Here is a 22,925-nt window from a genome sequence, read left to right as displayed (position 1 = left end):
CGTGATGGTGGCCGCCCCCTGACGGGTGGACGCGTCGCGGCATGGCGGATCCGCCTCCCGCGGTCCGGCGGGAGACGGGGAGTCGGTGCGGCGGTGAGTGAGGACGGGAATCACGGGGTGGAGAGGCCGCGCGGTGCCGTGCCGGCTGTCGGCGACCGGATCGGCGCCGCGCGGGCCTCTCCCCGTGTGTCACAGCCCGGGGGCTTCGCGCGCCGCCTCCGGCACGAGGTGGCGCACAACCGCGGTCTCCGGACTGTCAGCCGCAGTTAACATCGGATGTTTCTGTCCGTCAAGGGCCTGTGATGTCCCGATTTGTTGTGATCGTTCACAATGTGGAAAACAGAGAGGTCGGATGTAAGCAGCGATCGACGGTCGGCGATTATCGCCTTGACTCCCGTCGCCGGGCGCACGCATGCTGCTCTCACGGTACACAAAACGTTTTGCGGGTCAACGGACAGAAGTGGGGGGCACATGGCGGAACTGCCGCGCCGGGTCCTGGTGACGGGCGCCGCCGGGCGGGTGGGCCGTGCGACGCTCGACCTGCTCGCCCGGGAGGGCGTGCCGGCCAGCGCACTGGACCTGCGCGATCCCGGCGACCTGAGGGCGGACCGCGTCGTCGCCGGGCGCGCCGACGACCCGGAGGCGGTGCGCGAGGCGCTCGACGGCGTCGACGCCGTGATCCACCTCGCGGCGATCCCCGCACCCACCCTCGGCACCCCGGAGGAGGTGTTCCTGGGCAACGTGGGGGCGACGTTCGTCGTGCTGGAGGAGGCGGGCGCGGCCGGCGTCCGCCGGGCCGTCGTCGCGAGCAGCTTCAGCGCCCTCGGCCTGCCGTGGGCGGCGCGGCCGCTCCACCCGGCGTACGTGCCGGTGGACGAGGCCCTGCCGTTGCAGGTGGAGGATCCGTACGGGCTGTCGAAGCAGGTGGACGAGACGACCGCCGCCATGATGGCCCGCCGCCACGACATGACGGTCGTCGCGCTGCGCTACCCGCTGCTCGGCGGTCCCGGGGACAAGCTGGACGAGAGGGCGGCCGGATACGCCGAGGACCCGGGGCGCGGCGCGAGCGAGCTGTGGACCTACCTGGACACTCGCGACGCGGCACGGGCCGCCTGGCTGTCGCTGGTCCGGCCGGTCGAGGGCTTCCGGGTCGTCTTCGTGACCGCCCCCGTGACGCTCGCCCCGCAGCGGACGGAGGACCTGCTGGCCCGCTTCCACCCGGCCGTGGAACGGCGCGCCCCGCTGCCCGGCAGGACCGCGCCGGTGGACCTGACGGCGGCCGAGACCCTGCTCGGCTTCACCGCCGAGCACCTGTACGAGCCCGTTCCGGCCGGGGAGGCGTCGTGACCCGCCCCCTCGACGGCGCGGCGGTCATGCCGGAGACGCAGGCCCCCTGGCCGGCCCGCGACGGCCTGCGGATCACCGCGGTCCGGTCGATCGTGACGGCCCCCGAAGGAGTGCCGCTGGTCGTCGTCCGCGTCGACACCAACGACCCCGGTCTGTACGGCCTGGGCTGCGCCACCTTCACCCAGCGCTTCCACGCCGTGGCGGCCGCGGTGGACCGGCACGTCGGGCCGATGCTGACCGGCAGGCACCCCGCCGACATCGAGGACATCACCCGGATGGTCCACCTGTCCTCCTACTGGCGCGGCGGGCCGGTGCTCAACAGCGCGCTGTCAGGGGTGGACCAGGCGCTGTGGGACATCGCCGGCAAGCGGGCCGGCATGCCGGTGTACGAGCTGCTCGGCGGCAGGGTGCGCGCGGCGGCCGACACCTACCTGCACGCGGGCGGGGCGACCGTGGAGGAGACGATCGAGCACGCGGCCGCGATCCTGGCGGAGGGCTACCGCCATGTCCGGCTGCAGACGGGGGCGCCCGGGCTCGGGAACTACGGCGCGCCCGGATCTCCGGGCGGCTATCCCGCCTCGCCGTACCCGGACGGCTGGGACGTGCAGCGTTACCTGCGGGAGACCCCGAAGCTGTTCGAGCGGGCCCGGGCCGAGCTGGGGGAGGATCCCGGCCTGATGCACGACGTGCACTCCCGGCTCACCGTCAAACAGGCCGTGGCGCTGGCGCGGGCTCTCGAGCCGTACCGCCTGTTCTTCCTGGAGGATCCGATCCCGCCGGAGCTGTACGACCGGCTGCCGGAGGTGCGCGAGGCGGCGCCGATGCCGATCGCGGCGGGGGAACAGGTCGCCTCGGTCGCCGACGCGGCCCGCCTGGTCAGGGACGGTGGGGTCGACCTGCTGCGCCTGCACGTCTCCGCGGTCGGCGGCCTCACCCCGGCGCGCAAGCTGGTGGCGTTGTGCGAGCTGACCGGGGTGGGCACGGCCTGGCACGCGCCCGCGGACGTGTCACCGATCGGCGCGGCGGCCAACGTGGCCCTCGACGTCACGTCCCCGGCGTTCCAGATCCAGGAGGGGCACGTCTACCCCGAGGCGGTGCACGAGGTCTTCCCCGGGACCATCAGTCCGGTGAACGGCTACCTCTACCCCAGCGAGCGGCCCGGATGGGGCATCGACGTCGACGAGGCCGCGGCCGCCCGGCATCCCCCGCTCACCCACCTGCACGAGCGGTGGGCGGCGCGGGTGAGGCGGCCGGACGGCGGGATCGAGGCCCCGTGACTCCCGCAGGGGAAACCCCCGCAGAGCCCGCCCCCGGCTCTCCGGCGGTGAGGGGGCAGCGGCCGAGCATCCGGGGCGTGGCGCGGCTCGCCGGGGTGAGCGCGACGACCGTCTCCCACGCGCTCAACGGCCGCCGCCCGGTCGCCGAGGACACCCGGCGGCGGGTGCTCGAGGCGATCGAGCAGCTCGGCTACCGGCCGAACGCGCTCGCCCGCGGCCTGCGCACCAGCAGGAGCCAGACGATCGGGCTGGCCATCCCCGACATCACCAACCCGTTCTATCCGGCGCTCGCCCGCGGCATGCAGGACGTGCTCGGCGCCGCGGGCTACGAGCAGATCATCAGCAACACCGACGGCGACCGGCGCAGGGAGCGGGCCGCGATCGAGCGGATGATCGCCCGGCAGGTCGACGGGCTGGCGTTCGCCGTGTTCCATACCCACGCCGAGGACCTGGCGCCCGCCATCGAGGCCGGTATCCCCGTCGTACGGCTCGGCGGCAGGCTCGCGCAGCACGGCGTCGACGTCGTGCGCAGCGACGACGAGGGCGCGGCGGGCGAGGCGGCCCGCCACCTCCTGGAGTGGGGATACCGGCGAATCGGCTTCGTCAGCGGGCCTGCGGCCGAGGGGCCGGCCGCAGAGCGCGTCGCCGGCTACCGGGCCGCTCTCGCGGCGGCCGGGACGCCCCCCGACCCGAGCCTGGTCGTGCACACCGACTTCGACCGTGCGGGCGGCGCCCGGGGCGCCGCCGCGCTGCTCGACCTGCCGGACCCGCCGGACGCCGTGCTGTGCGCCAACGACGTCATGGCCATCGGCGCGCTGGACACCGCCCGCGCCCGCGGCCTGCGCGTCCCGCAGGACCTCGCCGTCATGGGGTTCGACGACATCGAGGCGGCCGCCATGGTCGTGCCCGGCCTCACGACCATGGCCAACCCCGCCAGGGAGATCGGCCGGGCGTGCGCGCGGCGGCTGCTCGACCGGCTGTCGGGCGGCGCCGGGCCGTCCGCGGAGGTGGTCATCCCCGCCCGCCTCGTGCGACGTGGCTCCGCCTGATCCGGCCCTTGACACCCGGATGGTCCCGTGCGACTTTCGGGATCAGTCTTAACGATTTGCACGACGCTCTCGACGACGAGAACCAGGCGTGACGTGCACCTCCGGCGGCACCCGGAGACGACGTCGCCCACCCGGACACCATCCCCGCGGATCGCGGGGAGCCCCTGTCCGCCGGCCCGGAAGCGGCACCGGGCGGGCCGGGCGGCGGGCCCGGGCGGGGACGGACAGGCCGACGGAGAGAGGAAGATCCATGGACGTGGCACGCGGGCGGCTCCGCCGCCTGCTCGCACCCGCGCTCGTGCTCGCGGCGGCGGCGGTCGCTGCGGCGGGCTGCACGGGCGACACCGGCGAGCCGACCCGGGGAGGTGACCGGACGCTGACGATGTGGACGTTCAAGAAGTCCCACGCGGAGGCCCTGACGACGGCGGCCGCGCAGTTCACCAAGGAGACCGGGATCGCCGTCAAGGTCGAGGCGGTGACCCCCGACGACGTCTTTGTGAGCAAGGTGCAGAGCGCCGCGCAGACGGGCGGGCTGCCCGACGTGCTCGAGGTGCACTCCGGCGGCGAAGACCTCGAGATGGGCGCTTCCGGCCTGCTGCAGGACATCCGGGACGACGTCACCGAGGCATGGAAGCAGCGGCTCCTGCCGACCACCCGGGAGAGCGGCGTGCTGACCCGGCAGCGCATCGACCAGGCGGCCGCCGACTCCCCGTTCAAGAACGCCGCGGCCGGGCAGCGGTTCAGCGTGCCGTTCACGGCCGGCGCCTTCGGCATCGTCTATGCCCACAAGGACAAGCTCAAGGCGGCCGGGCTCGCCCCCGGCACGCCGCCGAAGACCTGGGAGGACTTCCTCGACGCGCTGAAGGCCACCACGGCCCGCGATCCGCGGCAGGGCGGCCTGGCCCTCGGTCTGAAGGTCAGTCAGACCGGCTTCAACTGGATCTACCAGCCGCTCGCACACTCCTACCTCGGACGGGACCGATTCCACGCACTGTGGGCCAAGGGCGCGGCCCGGGGCTTCGCCTCGCCGGAAGGGGTCGAGACGCTGGAGCTCTACAGCAGGCTGACGCCGTACTGGATGCCCGGCGCGACCACCCTGGGCATCGACGAGGCCGACATCGCCTTCGCCCAGGGCAAGGCCGCCTTCGACGTCGGCGGGACCTTCACCCTGGCGTTCCTCGCGCAGAACGGCGTGTCCCCCGCCGAGCTGCTCACCTTCCCCGTCCCGCCTTCGGCCGGGGGAGTGAACAAGGAGATCTCGATGTCGCCGCTCGCGCTGACCGGGCTCGGCCTGACGGCGACCGCGAAGGACCGCGGGGCCGCCGTCCGGTGGATCGACTGGCTCACCTCGCCGGCCGGCGCCGGCGCCGTCGCCAGGAAGTCCCTCGACCTGCCCGCCACCGACCTCGGGGCGCAGGCCGAGTCGCTGGTCGGCCCCGACCTCGCGGCCATGCAGAAGTTCTTCAGCGGGCCGCCGGCCGGCGCGTACGACGCCGCGGACGTGAGCTTCCAGCCGTCCGACTACGACCAGGTCAAGCCGGGGGACGTCATGGTGCGGCTGAGCCCGCTCGGGGAACTGACACCCGGGCAGGCGGGGGCCGAGCTCGACAAGGCCATGGCCTCGATGTGGAAGGCCACCGGATGAGCGTCCTCACGCTGAGGGAGCGCACCCGGAAGACCGCGGCGGGCGCGTCCGGCGGCGCCCGCCGGTGGTCGTCCCGGCTGACCGGCGTGGCCTTCGTCCTGCCCGCCGTCGCGCTGTTCCTGCTGATGGGGGTCTACACCATCGCGAGCGGGCTCGCGCTCAGCTTCGCCAAGTGGAACGGGTTCACCCCTCGCTGGATCTGGGTCGGTGTGCGTAACTACCTCGACCTGCTCTACGCCGACCCCGTCCTCGCGGCCGAGCTGCGCCGGGCCGCCGGACACACGCTGCAGGTCATGGTGGCCGTGCCCCTGCTGACGGTCGCGATCGCGCTGCCGCTGGCGGTCGCGCTGAACTCCGTGGGGCGCCTACGCGCCGTGTTCCGCACGGTCTACTTCCTGCCGTACGTGACCACGGGCATCGCCGTCTACTTCGCCTGGCGCTACGTCCTGGAGCCCGACGGGGCGGTGAACCTCCTGCTGCGGGCCACCGGCCTGGGATCGCTCGCGCAGCCGCAGGGCTTCCTCGGCAACCCCTCGACCGCGCTGCCGACCCTGATCGTCGTCCTCGTCTGGTCGAGCGTGCCGGTCGCGACCCTGCTCTACCTGAGCGGCCTGCAGGCGATCGACCCGAACCTGCCCGAGGCGGCGCAACTCGACGGGGCCGCGCCGCGTCATGTGCTGCGCCACGTGACCTGGCCGCTGCTGCGGCCGATCACGGCCGCGATCGTGCTGCTCGGCATCCGCGACGCGCTGCACGGCTTCCAGGTCTTCCTGGTCATGACGCGCGGCGGGCCGGGCGGGCACAGCGACGTCCTCGGACTGATGGCCTACCGGCTGTCGTTCTTCAAGGGTCTGGCCCAGACCCTGGGACTGGCCAGTGCGCTCGGCTGGCTGCTGTTCGCGGCGGCGCTGCTGCTGACGCTCGTGAACGCGCGGCTGCTCAGGGCGGTGCGATGATCAGGGCGGTGCGATGAGCGGCTCCCGCACGGCCCGGCTCCTGGCGTACGCCGGGCTGGCCGGCTACGCCCTGGTCAGCCTCTACCCGTTCCTGTGGATGGTGTCGGGTGCCTTCAAGGACCGGCTGGAGATCCTGCGCGGCGGCGGGCTGATCCCCGAGGCGCCGACCCTCGCCACCTTGACGTCCACGTGGAGCCGGCTGCACTTCTTCGACTACTTCCTCAACAGCCTGAAGGTCACCGGGCTGACGGTCGCGGGCGTGCTCGTGGTCTACAGCCTGGCCTCCTACGCCTTCGCCGTGCTCGACTTCCCGGGGCGGCGGGCGCTGTTCTGGATGTTCGTCTCGCTGCTGTTCGTCCCCGGCATCACGATGCTGCTGCCGGTGGTCGTGCTGGAGAAGCATCTTGGCATCCTCGGCACGCACCTCGGGCTGGTCCTGCCGTTCGTGAACGGCACGGCGCCGCTCACGGTGCTGCTGCTGACCAACTCCTTCCGTGCCGTGCCGGGGGAGCTGCGCGACGCAGCGCGCTGCGACGGGGCGGGCGACCTGCGCATCTACCTGTCCGTCTACCTGCCCCTCGCCAGGCCGGCGCACGTCACCGTCGCCGTGCTCACGGCCGTGCCGACGTGGAACGAGTACCTGCTGTCGCGCGTGTCGCTGTCCGACCCCTCCCGCTACACCCTGCCGATCGGCTTGGAGTCGCTGATATCGAGCGAGGTGCCTCGCTACAACGAGGTGATGGCGGCGTCCCTGATCATCGTCCTGCCCGTCGTCGCGCTGTTCCTGTTCCTGCAGCGCTACTTCGTCAACGGCCTCGTCGGCGCGCTCAAGGGCTGACGACCGGATGCCCGGACGCGAGGGGGTGACAGACGGATACCACCTGTGTTAGAAACCGGTAAATTCCTCTACGGTTCTCCGCAAGAACTGGACAGAACAGCGGAGGAGAGAAACAGGGGCGGCACCCCTCACCGGCACAAGGGCAACAGCGCGGCGGCGCGCGCCTTGCCTGACATGAGTCTTCAGGTCAGGAAGGAAGAGTCCCCATGTCCCGACGTCCGTGGCTGACGAAACTGGCCACGCTGGCGCTGATCACCCCGGGAGCCGTCGCGTTGACCGCTCCCGAGGCGAACGCGCTGACCATCCCGGCCTCCGACTACCAGCAGGTCGCCCTCGCGGCAGGGGGAGCGGAGCTCGGCGAGGCCATGTCGCTGGCGGTCCTCCCGAACCGGTCGGTCGTGCACACGGCCCGCGACGGGACGGTGCGCGTGACCGACGCGAACGGCACCACCAAGGTGGCGGGCAAGCTCAACGTCTACACCCACGACGAGGAGGGCCTGCAGGGTGTGGCGGCAGACCCGGGCTTCGCCGCCAACCGCTACATCTGGCTGTACTACTCGCCCCGGCTCACCACTCCGGACGGCGACGCGCCGACGAACGGCACCCAGGCGCAGTTCGACCAGTGGAAGGGCGAGCTGCACCTGTCCCGGTTCACCCTGAAGGCGGACGACACGCTCGACATGGCCAGCGAGAAGGTCGTCCTCGTCGTCCCCAACGACCGCGGACAGTGCTGCCACGTCGGCGGCGACATCGACTTCGACGCGGCCGGCAACCTCTACCTGACCACCGGCGACGACACCAACCCCTTCGAGTCGAACGCCTACTCCCCGCTGGACGAGCGCACCGACCGCAACCCGCAGTTCGACGCGCAGCGCTCGTCGGGCAACACCAACGACCTGCGCGGCAAGGTCCTGCGCATCAAGCCGCAGCCCGACGGCACGTACACGATCCCCAGCGGCAACCTCTTCCCGCCGGGTACGGCGAAGACGCGGCCCGAGATCTACGCGATGGGCTTCCGCAACCCCTTCCGGATGTCCGTCGACAAGGCCACCGGCATCGTCTACCTGGGCGACTACGGGCCGGACGCGGGGGTGAGCGACCCCAACCGCGGGCCGGGCGGGCAGGTGGAGTTCGACCGGATCACCGGTCCGGGCAACTACGGCTGGCCGTACTGCACGGGGACGAACACCACCGCGGAGACCTACAACGAGTACACCTTCCCGAGCGGCCCCTCCGGCGCCAAGTACGACTGTGTCGGCGGCCCCACCAACGACTCCTTCCGCAACACCGGCCTCGCCAAGCTGCCCCCGGCCAAGCCGAGCTGGATCAGGTACGGCGGCGACGCCGGATCGCCGCCGGAGTTCGGCAGCGGGTCGGAGTCGCCGATGGGCGGCCCGGTCTACCGCTACGACCCGAACCTGAACTCCAGCGTGAAGTTCCCGCAGGCGCTCGACGGCCGGTTCTTCGCCGGTGAGTACGGCAGGAAGTGGATCAAGGCGATCGAGGTCAAGAGCGATGGCTCCTACGGGGAGATCTCGGCGTTCCCCTGGACCGGCACGCAGGTCATGGACATGGCCTTCGGCCCCGACGGCGCGTTGTACGTCCTCGACTACGGCACGGGAAGCAACAATCAGGCGCTCTACCGGGTCGAGTACATCGGCGGTGCCAACCGCAACCCGATCGCCAAGGCGTCGGCCGACAAGACCTCCGGGCCGACGCCGCTGGCGGTGACGTTCTCCGCGGCCGGTAGCTCCGACCCCGAGGGCGGCGCGCTGACGTACTCGTGGAACTTCGGCGACGGCGGCACCTCCACCGCGGCCAACCCGAGCCACACGTACACGGCCAAGGGCACCTTCACCGCCACGCTCACCGTGAGGGACCCGCAGGGACTCACCGGGACGGCGAGCGTCCTGATCACCGCGGGCAACACCGCCCCTTCGGTGACGCTGACCACCCCGGCCGACGGCCAGCTGTTCTCCTTCGGCGACACCGTGCCGTTCCAGGTGCAGGTGAGCGACCCCGAGGACGGCACGATCGACTGCACCAAGGTCACGGTCACCTACCTGCTGGGACACGACAGCCACGAGCACCAGATCACGTCCACGACCGGCTGCTCCGGGTCGATCGCCGTACCGAGGGACGGCGAGCACGACGCCGCCGCGAACATCTACGGCGTGTTCGACGCCGCCTACACCGACAAGGGCGGGCTCACCTCCCACAGCAAGCGGATCCTGCAGCCGCGGCACCGGCAGGCCGAGCACTTCGGCGCCCAGCAGGGCATCCAGACGGCCGGTCATGCGGGGGCCGAGGGTGGCACGACCGTCGGCTTCACCGACGACGGCGACTGGATCTCCTTCCGGCCGTATGTCCTGAGCAACGCGACGAAGATCACGGCACGGGTGTCGTCCGGCGGCCCGGGCGGCCGGGTCGAGGTGCGGGCGGGCTCGGCGACGGGCACCCTACTGGGCACGCTCAACGTCGCGAACACCGGCGGCTGGGACACCTTCACCGACGTCTCGGCGAACCTCAGCGGCGCCCCCACCGGCACGACGACGCTCTACCTCGTCTTCCGCGGGGTGACCGGCCAGGGCAACCTGCTCGACGTCGACGCCTTCACCTTCGACACCTCGGCCCCCACCAGCCAGACCGTCGAGGGCGAGGCGTACACCTCGCAGTCGGGCGTCCAGCCGGCCGATCACGCCGGGGCGAGCGGCGGCAAGACCGTGGGGTACATCAACAACGGCGACTGGGCGGCGTACGCGGGTGTCGGCACCGCGGGTCTCAAGTCGTTCAGCGCCCGGGTGTCCTCGGCGGGGTCGGGCGGCACGATCCAGGTCCGCTCGGGTTCGGCCACCGGGACGCTGCTCGGCTCGGTGACCGTGCCGGTGACCGGGAGCTGGGACACCTTCCAGACCGTGTCGGCCACGCTGACCGGCTCGGCCTCCGGCCCGCTGCACCTGGTCTTCACCGGCACCGGCACCGACTACCTGTTCGACATCGACACCTTCACCATCACCAAGTGACCCGGCGGAAGGACCCCCCATGCTGCGACGTCTGACGCTCACCGCGGCGGCGCTCATCACCGCTGCCGCCACCGCCATCCCCGCCGTGCCCGCCGAGGCCGCCGCCTTCAAGGTGCTCGTCTTCTCCAAGACGGCCGGGTTCCGGCACGACTCCATCCCCGCGGGCGTCCAGGCCATCCGCGACCTGGGCGCAGCCAACGACTTCGCGGTGGACGCGACCGAGGACGCCGGCGCGTTCACCGCGAGCAACCTCGCCCAGTACAAGGCCGTGGTGTTCCTCAGCACCACCGGCGACGTGCTCGACGCCGCCCAGCAGGCCGCCTTCCAGTCGTACGTCGACGGCGGGGGCGGCTACGCGGGCGTGCACGCCGCCGCCGACACCGAGTACGACTGGCCTTACTACGGCCAGTTGGTGGGCGCCTGGTTCGCCAGCCATCCCTCCATCCAGCAGGCCAACGTCAAGACCGAGGACGCCGCACATCCCGCGACCTCCGGCCTGCCGGCGACGTGGACGCGGACCGATGAGTGGTACAACTACCGCACCAACCCGCGGCCCAACGTGCACGTGCTGCAGAGCCTGGACGAGTCCAGCTACAGCGGCGGCACCATGGGCGACCACCCGATCACCTGGTGCCACCCGCAGGCGTCCGGCCGCGCGTTCTACACCGGTCTCGGCCACACCGCCGAGTCCTACGCGGAGCCGAACTTCCGCAGCCTGCTGCTCGGCGGCATCAGGTACGCGGCCGGAGCGGTGCAGGCCGACTGCGCTCCCCCCAGCGGCGGTCCGGGCGGCGGGACGATCGAAGCGGAGTCCTACACTTCCCAGTCGGGCGTCCAGCCCGCCTCTCACGGCACCGCCAGCGGCGGCACGACCGTCGGGTTCATCGACAACGGCGACTGGGTCGGCTACGCCTCGGTCGGCACGGCGGGCGCGACCGGGTTCACCGCCCGGGTGTCCTCCGCAGGAGCGGGCGGCACCATCCAGGTCCGGTCAGGCTCCCCGACCGGCACCCTGCTCGGCTCGGTCGCCGTCCCGGTGACCGGCGGCTGGGACACCTTCACGACCGTCTCGACCACGCTGACCGGATCGGCCTCCGGACCGCTGTACCTGGTCTTCACCGGCGGATCCGGTTCCCTGTTCGACGTGGACACGTTCTCGCTCACCACGTCGGCCACGACGACCGTCGAGGGGGAGGCGTACACCTCGCAGTCCGGCGTCCAACCCGCCGACCACGCCGGGGCGAGCGGCGGCAGGACGGTGGGGTACATCAACAACGGCGACTGGGCCGCGTACTCGGGCGTGAGCACCTCGGGCCTGAAGTCGTTCGGCGCGCGGGTGTCCTCGGCGGGCTCCGGTGGGACGATTCAGGTCCGTTCGGGTTCGGCGACGGGGACGCTGCTGGGGTCAGTGAACGTGCCGGTGACCGGGAGCTGGGACACCTTCCGGACGGTCTCGGGGACGCTGACCGGCTCGGCCTCGGGCCCGCTGTACCTCGTCTTCACGGGAAGCGGCGGCAACTACCTGTTCGATCTCGACTCCTTCACGGTCACGAGGTGACGGCGTGACGAGACGCATCGTCCTGGCACTCCTGCTCGCCGCCGGCCTGCTGGGCCTGCCTGTCTCGCCCGCCCGGGCGGCGGCCCCCGACCTGTCGGCGAACACTCACATCTTCTACTACCCCTGGTACGGCTCGCCCTCGGTGAACGGAAGCTGGCGGCACTGGCAGCAGGGCGGCCACACCCCGCCCGCCGACATCGGCTCCGACCTGTACCCCGCGCTGGGCGCGTACGACTCGGGCGACGTCGCAGGGACGGTCGCCCAGCACATGAAGTGGATCCGGCAGGCCGGAGTGGGTGTGCTGGTCTACAGCTGGTGGGGGAGGGGCAGCTACGAGGACACCCTGGTCAGGCGGGTCCTGGACGCCGCCCAGGCGCAGGGACTCAAGGTGGCCTGGCACCTCGAGCCGTACGAGGGCCGCACCGCCGACTCGACCGTCGCCGACATCCGCTACATCGACGCGACGTACGGCGGCCACCCGGCCTTCTACCGGGCCGCCGACCAGGGGAACCGGCCGGCGTTCTACGTCTTCGAGAGCCTGCGCGTCGCCGACTGGTCCGCGCTCGACCAGGTGAACCGGGACAACATCGTCCTGGCGCAGACCACCGACACCACGAAGATCGCGCACTTTTCCGGCATGTACACCTACGACGCCATCGCGGGCGCCACGGCTCCCGGCTGGAAGAACGCCTCCGACTACGCCAAGCAGCACGGGCTCGTCTGGGCGCCGTCGATCGGCCCCGGGTACGTCGACGACCGGGCCGTACCCGGCAACACCACGCCCACCCTCGGCCGGGCGAACGGCGCGACATACGACAAGGAATGGGCGAACGCGCTCGACCCCGCGACGGGCGGGCTGCCGACGTGGGTCTCCATCACCTCGTTCAACGAGTGGCACGAGGGCAGCGTGATCGAGCCGGCGTCCGGCACGCCGCCCGCCGGGTACGGCTACCAGACCTACGAGGGCGCGTACGGCAGGACCGGCGCGGCGGCCGAGACGGCCTACCTCGACCGGACGAAGTACTGGACGACGGAGTTCGAGAACCGGCGGGCCGGGTCGCCGGCCAACCTCGCGCTCAACCGGCCCGCCACGGCGGACAGCGCCTGCGCGCCGTCCGAGGGCCCCGCGAAGGCGGTCAACGGAAGCTGGACCGGCGGCATCGGCGACAAGTGGTGCTCGCTCGGCGCCGCCAAGTGGCTGCGCCTCGACCTGGGCTCCGCCGTGACCGTGGGCCGCCTCGTCGTCCGGCACGCCGGCGCGGGCGGGGAGAAGGCGAGCTGGAACACCCGCGACTTCGACCTGCGGACGAGCATCGACGGCACCACCTGGACGACCGTTGCGTCGGTCCGTGACAACACCGCCGACGTGACCACCCACGCGATCACGCCGGTGACGGCGCGGTACGTCCGGCTCGACGTCCTGACCCCGACCGGCGACGGCGACCGGGCCGCCCGGGTGTACGAACTGGAGGTGTACGGCCGCTGACCGAAGGCCGGTCGCGCGGAACGGGCTCCGGGGCGGCGCGCCCCGGAGCCCGTTCAGCGGCGGGAGGTGTCAGAAGGCCGGGTGTCAGAATGCGAGGTCTCGCCAGGTCTTCACCTGCTCCGGTGGCAGCCTCGTGGCGAAGATCGCCATTCGGTCGACCGCGCCGGACAGTCGCTGGCCGCCGCCCTGGTCCGCCGCGAAGCGCAGCGGGCGGGACGTGCAGCCGGTGATGCCGTCGCCGGTCGCCTGGCCTCCGGCCACCCGTACGCCGTCGACGTAGACGTCGATGGCCCCGCCCTTGGCCAGGGTGACGACCAGGTCGATCCAGCGGCCGGTGGGGATGGTCGTGTTGATCCCCACGTTCAGGCCGGCTCCGATGAACCGCAGCGTGTTCGACGGCGTCAGGTCGACGATGATCCCGTCGGTGCCGGGGTTGCCGGAGGGCTGGGAGTCGAACAGCCGCCGGTAGCCGCTGCCCGCCACCTTGACCTCGGCGGCGAAGGTGGCCTCGGGCAGGTAGCCGAGGGTCGTGTTCCCCGTGGTCAGGTAGGTCGAGCCGGACAGGACCAGCCCGCTGCCGCTCGGCGCGCCGGCGTCGTAGGCCGCACCGCCCACGATCCGCGCGTCGCGCCCGTTGCCCGACGCGTCGGTCACGGTGTCGCCGGAGGAGGGGTCCCAGGCCACCAGCGGCCGGTCCGGGGAGGGGGTGGCGCAGGGGTTCAGCGCCAGGGTGGCGGCGGCGCTGCCGGTCCAGTCGTCCCCGGTCGCCGTGGCGGTGATCCGCGCGCTTCTGGTGCCGTCGGCGGGTCCGCTGGTGACCGTGAACGTCGCGGTCCGCGTCCGCCCCGGAGCGGACGCCGGCAGGTGGACCGTGGCGGGGGCCGCCGTCCAGCCCTTGGGCAGGGTCAGCGTCACGTCGGACGCCGGCACCGACCGCTTCCGGGTGGCGGTCACGGCGACCTCGACGGGGAAGGAGGCGTCCGGCCCCGTCGCCGCGGGCGCGGTGAGGATGATCGCGGTCTCGTTCTGGATGGTGTACGCCGTGCCGGCCGTGGCGTTCCACGTCAGCGTGTCGCCGTCGCGGTGCGGGCCGACCTCGTGACCGCGTCCGTCGTGGACGCGGTAGCGGCCGGCGATGAAGCCGGACTTCACCGTGATCGGCCCGGTCTTCCCGGGGTGCACGGTGATCGTGTCGGCGGCGCCGTTCTTCCAGGTCGCGTCCACGGTGACGTCGCCGCGGGCGCGCAGGCCGGAGAACGAGCCGTTCTTCCACGCCGACGGGAGCGCCGGGAGCACGTGTACGTAGTCGTGCTGGCTCTGCACCAGCATCTCCGCCATGCCGGAGGTGGCGCCGAAGTTGCCGTCGATCTGGAACGGCGGGTGGGTGTCCCAGAGGTTGTCGAGGGTGGAGGTCTTGATCTGCTCGCTGAGCATCTTCAGCGCGTGGTCGCCGTCGAGCAGCCGGGCCCAGAAGTTGATCTTCCAGGCCTTGCTCCAGCCGGTGCCGCCGTCGCCGCGGGCCGCGAGCGACACCTTGGCGGCCTCGGCCTCGGGCGTTCCGGCGACGATCTGGTTGCCGGGGTGCAGCGCGTACAGGTGCGAGACGTGCCGGTGGTCGTCGGTCTTCGAGTCCCAGTCGCTCTTCCACTCCTGGAGCTGGCCCCAGGAGCCGACGCGGATGCCCGGGTCGAGCGTGGCGAGCTTCGCCTTCACCTCGGCCTGGAAGTTCTCGTCCACGCCGAGCTTCTTCGCGGCGGCGAGCGCGTTGGTGAGGACCTCGCGGACGATCTGCTGGGACATCGAGGCGCCCGCGGAGAAGTCGCCGTGCTCGGGGGAGTAGCTCGGCGACACGACCAGCGTGCCGTCGCGCGGATCGGTGTGCAGGAAGTCGAGCCAGAACTCGGCGGCACCCTTGATCACCGGGTAGGCGGTGTCGCGCAGGTAGGCCACGTCACCGGTGAACCGGTATCTGTCGTACAGCTGCTGGGTGGTCCAGGCCGCCGCCTCGGGGAACCAGAACGCCGTGGCCCAGTCGTGCACGCCGGTGAAGCCGAACGGGTTGGTCTCGTTGTTGACCACCCAGCCCCGGGCGCCGTACATCTCCCGGGCGGTCTTCGCGCCGGGCGCGACCATCGCCGAGACATACCGGTCGTACGGACGGGTGGTCTCGTCGAGGTTCGTCTGCTCGGCGAGCCAGTAGTTCATCTGCAGGTTGATGTTGACGTGGTAGTCGGCCGACCAGGGCGGGCTGGTGGAGTTGTTCCACACGCCCTGCAGGTTGGCGGGCAGCAGGTCGTCCTCCCGGGAGGAGGAGATCAGCAGGTAGCGGCCGTAGGCGAACATCAGCGCCTCCAGCGCCCGGTCGTCGGCCGAGCCGCCGCCCGTGTAGGCGCGGCGCAGCTGGTCGGTCGGGACGGCCGGGGTGCTCTGGCCGATGTCCAGCTTCACCCGGTCGAACAGGCCGCGGTAGTCGGCCAGGTGTGCCTGCTTGAGCTGGTCGTAGCTCTTGCCGGCCGCGGCGTCCACGGCCGCGGTCACCTTCGCATGCGGGTCGGGGCCGCGGTAGGCGGGGTAGTCGCCGGCGTAGTCGGTGCCGGCCGACAGCACGAACATCGCGCTGTCGGCGCCGGTGACGGTGACCTTGTCCCCGTCGTCGGTGCGGGTGCCACCCTGGTTGATCACCTGCACCTGGGCCTCGAACTTCATTTTGTTGTCCGACAGGGCGCCGCGGATGGTGAGCCGGCCACCCGACGCCGTGACCGTCTTGTCGCTGCGCGGCGAGGTGTGCCGCAGCGTGAAGGAGACCTTGCCGTCCTGGTCGGCGGAGAGCCGGCCGACGATCACGTTGCCGGGGTGGCTGGCGAAGTACTCGCGGGAGTACGTGACGCCGTCGGCCGCGTAGCTCACCCGGGCCACGGCGTCGCGCAGGCTCAGCTCGCGCCGGTACGCGGTGGGGTTCCGGGGCGCGCCGGCGAAGTCGAGATACAGGTCGCCGAAGGTCTGGTAGGCGCCGAAGCCCGTCTTGGGCTGGCCCAGCTTGGCAGCCACGGCGTCCGGCGCCATCCTGCCGTCGCGGTCGATCTGCCGCTGGACCTCGGCGATGGCGTCCGGCCGGGGGGTCTTCCAGTTGCCGAAGTCGTAGCCGGGCGAGCCGGGACCACCGGTCCACAGGGTCTTCTCGTTGAACTGGAGCTGCTCGGTCGCCACGCCGCCGAAGATCTTGGCCCCCAGCGGGCCGTTGCCGATCGGCAGCGCCTGGGTCTCCCAGTCGGTGGCGGGCCTGTCGTACCAGAGGGTCAGGTTGTCGGGAGCGCCCGCCTGCTGGGCGGGTTCGGCGGCCGCCTGCTCGGGCGGTGCGAGACCCGCGGCCAGCGCGAGGACGGCCGCGAGGACGGCGGGGAGTCGTAACGAGGGGTGAGGCACACATTCCTCCGATCACAGGCTGACCTTGAGACAATGAGATAGCACCGAAACCCTTATGTAACAAGGCACTGATCCGATGTATCTGGCACCCATGAGCGGACTCAGCACGTATTTGCCCGGGAATTCTCGACATCGTGCGCATAGCAGATCGGATGTATTGGCCGAGAGGTGTGGGGTGAAGCTGCGGTGCGCAGGGCATGAGAAAGGCGGCCCGGAGTGACCTCCGGGCCGCCTCCGTCCCGCGCTATCCGCCGTTGATCACGAAGCTCGTGCCCTGCTCGCGGACGATGTCGCCCTTGGCCGAGCCGGTGATCGTGACGCCGGTGAGCGTCGCGCTGCCGCGGGCGCCGTTCTGGGCCAGGATGCCGGCGCCGTTGTTCGACTTGTCGATCTTCACGTTGGTGATCGCCACGCCCGGTGTCGCGCCGCCGCCCGACTTGAACTGGATGCCGTCGTAGGTCGAGTCGTGGATCTCGGTGTCCCTGATCGTGACGCCGGGGATGTCCCTGGTCGCCGCGAACAGCGTGATGGCGCCGAACTTCTGGTTCTCGCCCCAGAAGGCGCCGCCGGTGCGGTAAAGGGCGTTGTTGGCGATCAGCGTCTGCCCGGAGAAGGGCAGGGGGTCGTGGTCGGTCGCCAGCATGATGCCCGGGTAGTTCATGGTGTCGTAGACGAGGTTGTTCTCGATCGTGTTGCCGTAGCCGCCGTAGATCGCGATGCCGTTCGCACGCCAGGGCAACTGGATGGTGTTGTTGACGAAGCTGTTGTCGTGGGCGATGTCGACCGAGGGGTCCTTGACGTACCGGTTGGCCCAGACCGCCAGCGAGTCGTCGCCGGTCGTACGGAACGAGGAGTTGAACACCCGCGAGTTCCGCGTGCCGTTGGTGAAGTTGATGCCGTCGGCGTAGGTGTCGCGGATGCGCATGCCGCTGAACTGCAGCCCGTCCGCCGGGCCCCACAGGGCGGGGATGTTGTCGTAGTCGCGGCCGACCCACACCCCGACGTTGGCGTGTTCGATCCACACGTTGGTGATCTTCGTGTTCCTGCCGAACCGGCCGTTCAGCCCGACGCCGCCCTCCGCGCCGCCCGGCCCGCCGCGGATGCGGCCGGAGCCGAAGATGGCGATGTCGGAGATCTGGACGTTGTCGTCGATGTCGAAGCCGAAGTTGCCCTCGTGCGGGTGGTTGATGCCGCCCGCCAGGTGCGGCTCGGTCAGGGTGTACAGCTGGGAGTGCCACATGCCCGCGCCGCGGATGGTGACGTCCCTGATGCCCACCTGGTTGTACTGGCCGCGGTTCAGCGGGTCGTCGGTGAGGATCTTCTGCTCCTGCCGCCACTGGCCCGGCGGGATCCAGACGCAGCCGATGACGCCGTTCTGGTCGTCGGTCACCGCCCGCTGGATGGCGGCCGTGTCGTCGACCCCGTCGTTGGGCACCGCGCCGTACGCCGTGATCGAGGTGCAGCCGGCCGGTTGGCTCGCCGGCGGTGCGACCTGCTCCAGGTCGACGAAGTCGATGACGTAGAAGGCCGCGGTGTCGCTCGCGTCGCGCTGCAGCCGGAACTTCGTGCCCGCCGGGTAGGTCTGCGGCAGCAGGGCGTGCGCCTCGTCGAACAGCCGCCGCGCGTCGGTCTGCGGCGTGTTCGTCAGCCCCTCGGGGTCGTCGGTGTTCCCGTACAGCCAGCTGTGCCGGGACGAGAGCGTCAGTTTCTGGACGAAGGCGTCGTCGACGTACAGGCTGATCGTGGCGTCGATGCCGCCGCCGTTCGGCGCGTCGGGGATGGAGTTGCGCACCACGATCGAGTTGGCCTGGTTCGTCGAGGTGAACTCCACGAACTGGCCGGTGCCGTTCAGCCGCACCGACTTCCGGCCCGACGACTCGGTGGCGAAGTTGGTGTGCCCGAACGTCCGCAGCGGGTCGGCCTCCAGCAGGGTGCCCTGGTAGCGGGCGGCCTCGGCCTCGTACTCGACCCACGGCACGGCGGCGCCGCGCCCGACCACGATGGCCTGCGAGAACGTGTTGTTGTTCTCGTTGGTCTCGGCGACGACGCCGGTCGCGTCGGCGGTGGCGGTGATCGTCGCGCCGCCGTCGGCCGCGGTCCAGCTCCCGCCGACGGCGACGGAGACCGTGGCCCCGGCGGCGATCGAGGGAGTGGAGCCGTTGAGCGTCGTGCCGCCCACCACCACGCGGGTGACCGTGGTCGCCCCCGTGGCGGTGGTCCCGCGGTTCTTCACCGACACCGTGAACGTCACCGGGGTCCCGGCCGCCGGATTCTGCGGGTTGGGGGTGAGGCCGAGGACCTGCAGGTCGGGACCGGGAGCCTGCGCGACGACCAGCGACGACGAGGCGTTCAGCAGGTTGTTGTTCTCGTTCTGCTCGAAGACCGTGTTGTCGGCGTCCACCCTGGCGCTGACCGTGTACGTCCCCTCGGCGCGCGTGCCGATGGCATGGGTGACGGTCGCGGTGCCGCCCGGCGGCAGGGCGGGGACGGCCGGGGCGCCGGCCAGCGCGCCGCCGACGTAGAGGTTCACGCTGTCGGCGGCCGAGGCGGCGGTGCCCGCGTTCTTGACCGTGGCCGACAGCGTGATCGTGTCCGTCTCGGTCGGGGAGGCCGGGGTCCACGACAGGTTCGTGACGGTGAGGTCGGGGTTCGGCGCAGGGACGCCGATGACCTGGAACTCGGCGACCTGGCCGCCCGGCGCGCCGGTGTTGCTCGCGAACCTCAGCTGGACGTCGGCGACGGTCGCGGACAGATCGATCGTCACGGAGTTGCCGGAGGCCGGATTGAAGGTGTAGTCGGCCGCCGGCTTGAGGGTCTGGTACGTCGTCGCGCTCTGCTCGCGGCCCAGGATCTGGATGTTCTGCGTGCGCGTCGCCCAGGCCGGGTCGGGATTGAGCTTGAGCACGACCGCGCTGAGGGTGGCGTTGGCGCCGAGCTTGACGGTCAGCGTGTTGGGATACGCCCCCGGGTTGGCCTCCCAGTAGGTGGCCGGGTTGTTGTCGTTGGCGTTGGCCGCGACGAACGTGTACACGTGGCCCGACTCGACCATCTCCTTGCCGATGGCCAGGTTGGAGCCGGGGTCGCCGGTGCCGTCGCGGGTCACCGCGTTGCTGTCGGCCGACTGGTTGCCCGCCGCGTCCCTGGCCCGGACGACGTACGTCACGGTCGCCGACGCCGGCTGGGTGTCGGTGTAGGTGAGCACGTCGCCCGCGACGCTGGCCCGTAGCCGGCTGTTGGCGTAGACGTCGTAGCCGGTCACGGCCACGTCGTCCCTGGAGGCGTTCCAGGTGAGCTTGATCTGGCCGGAGGCGGGCTGCGTGTAGGCGAGGTTGGTGGGGGCGCTCGGCGGCTGGGTGTCGGCCTCGGTGCCGCTCGCCGCGTAGATCTCGAACTCGGAGATCTGCGCGGCGGGCCAGCCGGTGTTGGCGGTGACGTTCACCCGCCAGAACCGGTGCGTCGCGGCGGTGAAGTCGATGGTGACCTTGTTGCCGGTCGCCGGGTCGAAGGTGTAGCCGGCCGAGGCCACGACCGTGCTGAAGGCGGAGCCGTCCGCGCTGCCCTGCACCGAGAGCGTCTGGGTGCGGGTCTGCCAGACGCTCGGCGAGGGCACCTTGAGGACGATCCGGTCCACGCTCCTGGCGGTGCCGAGGTCGACCTGCGCCCACTGCGGGAAACTGTTGTTGGCGCTCTCCCAGTAGGTGTCCTGGTTGCCGTCGTTGAGGGCCGGCACGGGATAGCCGACCGTGGAACTGCTGGCCTGGGTCGCCTTGCCCGGCGACAGGTTGGGCCCTCCCGCGGCGGCGGCCGGGACGACCCACGCCAGGAGGGTGAGCATGCCGGCGACGACCAGGGTCGCGAGCAGCCGTAATGGTCCGTGCGATGTCCTCATTCGCGCTCTTCCATCTCTCGTACGGGGACGGCAGGCCGGTGCGGGAGGACGTGCGGTCTCCACGGCCACCGGTGGCGAATGCACGGACGCGATGCACTCAGGGTGTTGCGGTGAACGGCAAAGGTTTTGACGCGACTTGCACAGTTATTGCAGTAGTTTGGCCAGATGTTACATAGGCGCTACTGCGCCGTCAACGCTCCGAAAAGGCGATGGTGAAGCCGGGGGCGGCGGCGCGCTCGGCGCCGGCCCGCCTGAGCAGGCGCACCCGTCATCGGGCCGCAGGCCGAGGCGCGACCCGGGACTGCGCCGTTTCAGAGCGTGCGGCGGAGCCATTCCTCCACGCCCGCCACGTGGACCGTGGCCCACGCCCTGGCCACCTCCGGCCTCCGGGCCGCGATCGCGTCGCAGATCATGACGTGCTGCTCCCGGGTGTCGTCGAGCGCCCCCTCTTGAGTGAGGCCGCGCCACACCCGGGCCCGCGTCGTGGGCCCGGAGAGGCTGTCGATCAGCGAGCACAGCACGGGATTGCCCGACCCCGCCGCGATGTGCTGGTGGAACCGCAGGTCGTTGGCGACCAGCTCCTCCACGCTGGGATCGGCGGGCAGCGCGTCGAGGATGGCGCGGAGCTCCTTGACGTCCTCGTCCGGCATGTTCATCGCGGCCATCGCGGTGGCGGCGGGCTCCAGGACCCGCCGCACCTCCAGGAACTGCAGCACGGTGTCGTCGCGGTGGAAGTCCACGACGAACGACATCGCCTCAAGGAGCAGGTGGGGCTGGAGGCTGGTGACGTAGGTGCCGTCGCCCTGCCGCACGTCGAGTACGTTGATCAGGGCGAGGGCGCGTACGGCCTCCCGGAGGGAGTTGCGGGACAGACCGAGCCGTTCGGCCAGATCGGCCTCCTTCGGCAGCCGGTCACCCGGAGCGAGCTCGCCCGACGTGATCATCTGCTTGATCTTGTCGATCGCCGCGTCCGTGACCGCCACGGAGCCTCCTCCAGTGTTTCCTCGCGAACGAGGCCGCATACATCGGATGTCTAGCAGTCTAGGGGCCGCGCCGAGCGTGCCGTCCGGGTTGTCGGCCATGCCTCCACTGCCGCCCACCGTCGACCCCGGCAGGAGGAAGCCGCCTTGAGGGGTCGGTCTGGAAATCAGCCAGAACGTGTCACGAGCGGTTCCGGAAATTTTCTCCTCGCCGGGCCGAGTCGGTGCTTGTACGCTGCACTGACGTGTCAACGGCCGGGGTAACTTTCCTGCCTGCATGGCCGGCGGTCCGCCGCCCACCGTGGTCCGGATGAACGTTTCATCCGCACACGGCCACCGGCCCGGGCACCCGCGGCGCGTCGTGGCGGGTGAGACGGGGTGCACGGAGGCGACGGCGGTGCCAGGCGGAGGCCGCCGCCTTGACAGGTGCTCGCCGCCTCGGATTTGCTCCCGCGCACCACCACCTCCCGTCGGCGCGAGAGAGGAGCGAACGTTTCCCGCTCGATGTTAGCGCTAACAACAGCTGCCGAACCGTCCGGCTCGTACTGGGACGAGCGCGTCCTCAGATGACGAGCCGGCTCCGGCCGCGCCGCCGGTGACGCACCGGCTCGTGCCTCACGGCCAAGCCCTGCCGCGGAGCACGGGCGGAGCCTCGCCGGCGCCATCCTCCGGAGACCACTCGCAGGTTCGGACCTGCCAGGAGGCCCGGAGGTCGCTCCACCCGCGGAGAATCCGCACGCGCTCGGAATCCGCCGTCCGAAGGCGGGCATCCACCGCGACGCCGGACGGAACGGCCCGCCGTGTCCCACCTTCACAGGAGAGAAGATGCACTCACCCCCCGCTCGCGTGGCGGGTGGCCGGCGACGCTCGCCGGCCACCCTCGTCACGTGTCTGCTGGCGGCGCTCGCGACCGTCCTCGCCACCGCCCTCACCTGGGTGGCGCCGGCGTCGGCGGCGAGCGTCGACACCAACGCCTGGTACGTCCTGGTCAACCGCAACAGCGGCAAGGCCCTGGACGTCTCCAACTTCTCGACGGCCGACGGCGGGTCGCTCGTGCAGTGGTCCCGCACCGACGCCAACAACCAGCAGTGGCGCTTCGTCGACTCCGGCGGCGGCTACTACCGCGTGCAGTCACGCCACTCGGGCAAGGTCCTGGACGTCTACAACTTCTCCACCGCCGACGCCGCCGATGTCGTGCAGTGGAGCGACCACAACGGCACCAACCAGCAGTTCCAGCTCGCCGACTCGTCCGGCGGCTACGTACGGCTGATCAACCGCAACAGCGGCAAGGCCGTGGAGGTCCAGAACGCCTCCACCGCGGACGGCGGCAGGATCGTGCAGTACTCCGACTGGGGCGGCAACAACCAGCAGTGGCAACTGGTCCGCGTCGGGAGCGTCTCCGACCCCTCGCCCTCTCCGAGTCCTTCAGCGTCGCCGTCGCCGTCGCCGTCGGC

13 protein-coding genes are annotated in these 22,925 nt (G+C 71.3%); 10 read left to right on the top strand and 3 right to left on the bottom strand.

The window, feature by feature from the left end; genetic code table 11:
* The first annotated feature begins 471 nt into the window (after window positions 1-471).
* From Msi02_RS17315 to Msi02_RS17275, 9 genes are all read left to right on the top strand, one after another.
* Entirely contained in the window at window positions 472-1,347 is an 876-nt protein-coding gene (locus tag Msi02_RS17315; RefSeq protein ID WP_204049309.1) for an NAD-dependent epimerase/dehydratase family protein, read from the top strand.
* Window positions 1,344-2,624: an enolase C-terminal domain-like protein gene (locus Msi02_RS17310; RefSeq protein WP_204049308.1), complete on the top strand. Its 1,281-nt coding sequence runs from the start codon at window positions 1,344-1,346 to the stop codon at window positions 2,622-2,624. The genes Msi02_RS17315 and Msi02_RS17310 overlap by 4 nt, the downstream gene beginning before the upstream one ends.
* Before the next feature lie 77 nt (window positions 2,625-2,701).
* The gene (locus Msi02_RS17305; protein WP_204049307.1) at window positions 2,702-3,673 is read left to right on the top strand and encodes a LacI family DNA-binding transcriptional regulator; all 972 of its coding nucleotides are present in this window, start codon (window positions 2,702-2,704) and stop codon (window positions 3,671-3,673) included.
* Between the two features lie 250 nt (window positions 3,674-3,923).
* Window positions 3,924-5,318: an extracellular solute-binding protein gene (locus Msi02_RS17300; protein WP_204049306.1), complete on the top strand. Its 1,395-nt coding sequence runs from the start codon at window positions 3,924-3,926 to the stop codon at window positions 5,316-5,318.
* Complete coding sequence (locus Msi02_RS17295) at window positions 5,315-6,274, top strand: carbohydrate ABC transporter permease (protein WP_204049305.1); 960 nt, start codon at window positions 5,315-5,317, stop codon at window positions 6,272-6,274. Before Msi02_RS17300 ends, Msi02_RS17295 begins: the two co-directional genes overlap by 4 nt.
* Window positions 6,275-6,287: 13 nt before the next feature.
* A complete protein-coding gene (locus Msi02_RS17290; protein ID WP_079320402.1) occupies window positions 6,288-7,112 on the top strand; it encodes a carbohydrate ABC transporter permease in 825 nt (274 codons plus the stop codon).
* Between the two features lie 206 nt (window positions 7,113-7,318).
* Window positions 7,319-10,135 (top strand): carbohydrate-binding protein, encoded by a 2,817-nt coding sequence (locus tag Msi02_RS17285; RefSeq protein ID WP_204049304.1) that lies wholly within the window; start codon window positions 7,319-7,321, stop codon window positions 10,133-10,135.
* A gap of 19 nt (window positions 10,136-10,154) precedes the next feature.
* Window positions 10,155-11,693, top strand: coding sequence for a ThuA domain-containing protein (locus tag Msi02_RS43310; RefSeq protein ID WP_239108472.1), 1,539 nt, complete (start codon window positions 10,155-10,157; stop codon window positions 11,691-11,693).
* Between the two features lie 4 nt (window positions 11,694-11,697).
* Window positions 11,698-13,179, top strand: coding sequence for a galactose-binding domain-containing protein (locus tag Msi02_RS17275; protein WP_204049303.1), 1,482 nt, complete (start codon window positions 11,698-11,700; stop codon window positions 13,177-13,179).
* An 84-nt stretch (window positions 13,180-13,263) separates the two neighbouring features.
* Here the strand turns inward: Msi02_RS17275 and Msi02_RS17270 are convergent, their stop codons facing one another.
* From Msi02_RS17270 to Msi02_RS17260, 3 genes are all read right to left on the bottom strand, one after another.
* Window positions 13,264-16,602, bottom strand: a complete 3,339-nt coding sequence (locus Msi02_RS17270; RefSeq protein ID WP_204049302.1) for a glycosyl hydrolase family 95 catalytic domain-containing protein — start codon at window positions 16,600-16,602, stop codon at window positions 13,264-13,266.
* A 244-nt stretch (window positions 16,603-16,846) separates the two neighbouring features.
* A complete protein-coding gene (locus Msi02_RS17265; RefSeq protein ID WP_204049301.1) occupies window positions 16,847-20,491 on the bottom strand; it encodes a CARDB domain-containing protein in 3,645 nt (1,214 codons plus the stop codon).
* Window positions 20,492-20,802: 311 nt separating this feature from the next.
* Window positions 20,803-21,474 carry a FadR/GntR family transcriptional regulator gene (locus Msi02_RS17260; RefSeq protein ID WP_204049300.1) on the bottom strand — a complete coding sequence of 224 codons (672 nt, stop codon included), beginning with the start codon at window positions 21,472-21,474 and terminating at the stop codon, window positions 20,803-20,805.
* A gap of 822 nt (window positions 21,475-22,296) precedes the next feature.
* On the opposite strand from Msi02_RS17260, the gene Msi02_RS17255 reads away from it, so the two are divergent.
* Window positions 22,297-22,925, top strand: a 629-nt coding sequence (locus Msi02_RS17255) for an RICIN domain-containing protein (protein ID WP_204049299.1), incomplete at its 3' end; no start/stop codon positions are given.

Origin of the sequence: Microbispora siamensis, assembly GCF_016863095.1 — a bacterium.
GTDB lineage: Bacteria > Actinomycetota > Actinomycetes > Streptosporangiales > Streptosporangiaceae > Microbispora > Microbispora siamensis.
Note: the sequence above shows the minus strand (reverse complement) of the source record. Positions and strands in the feature narration are given on the sequence as shown.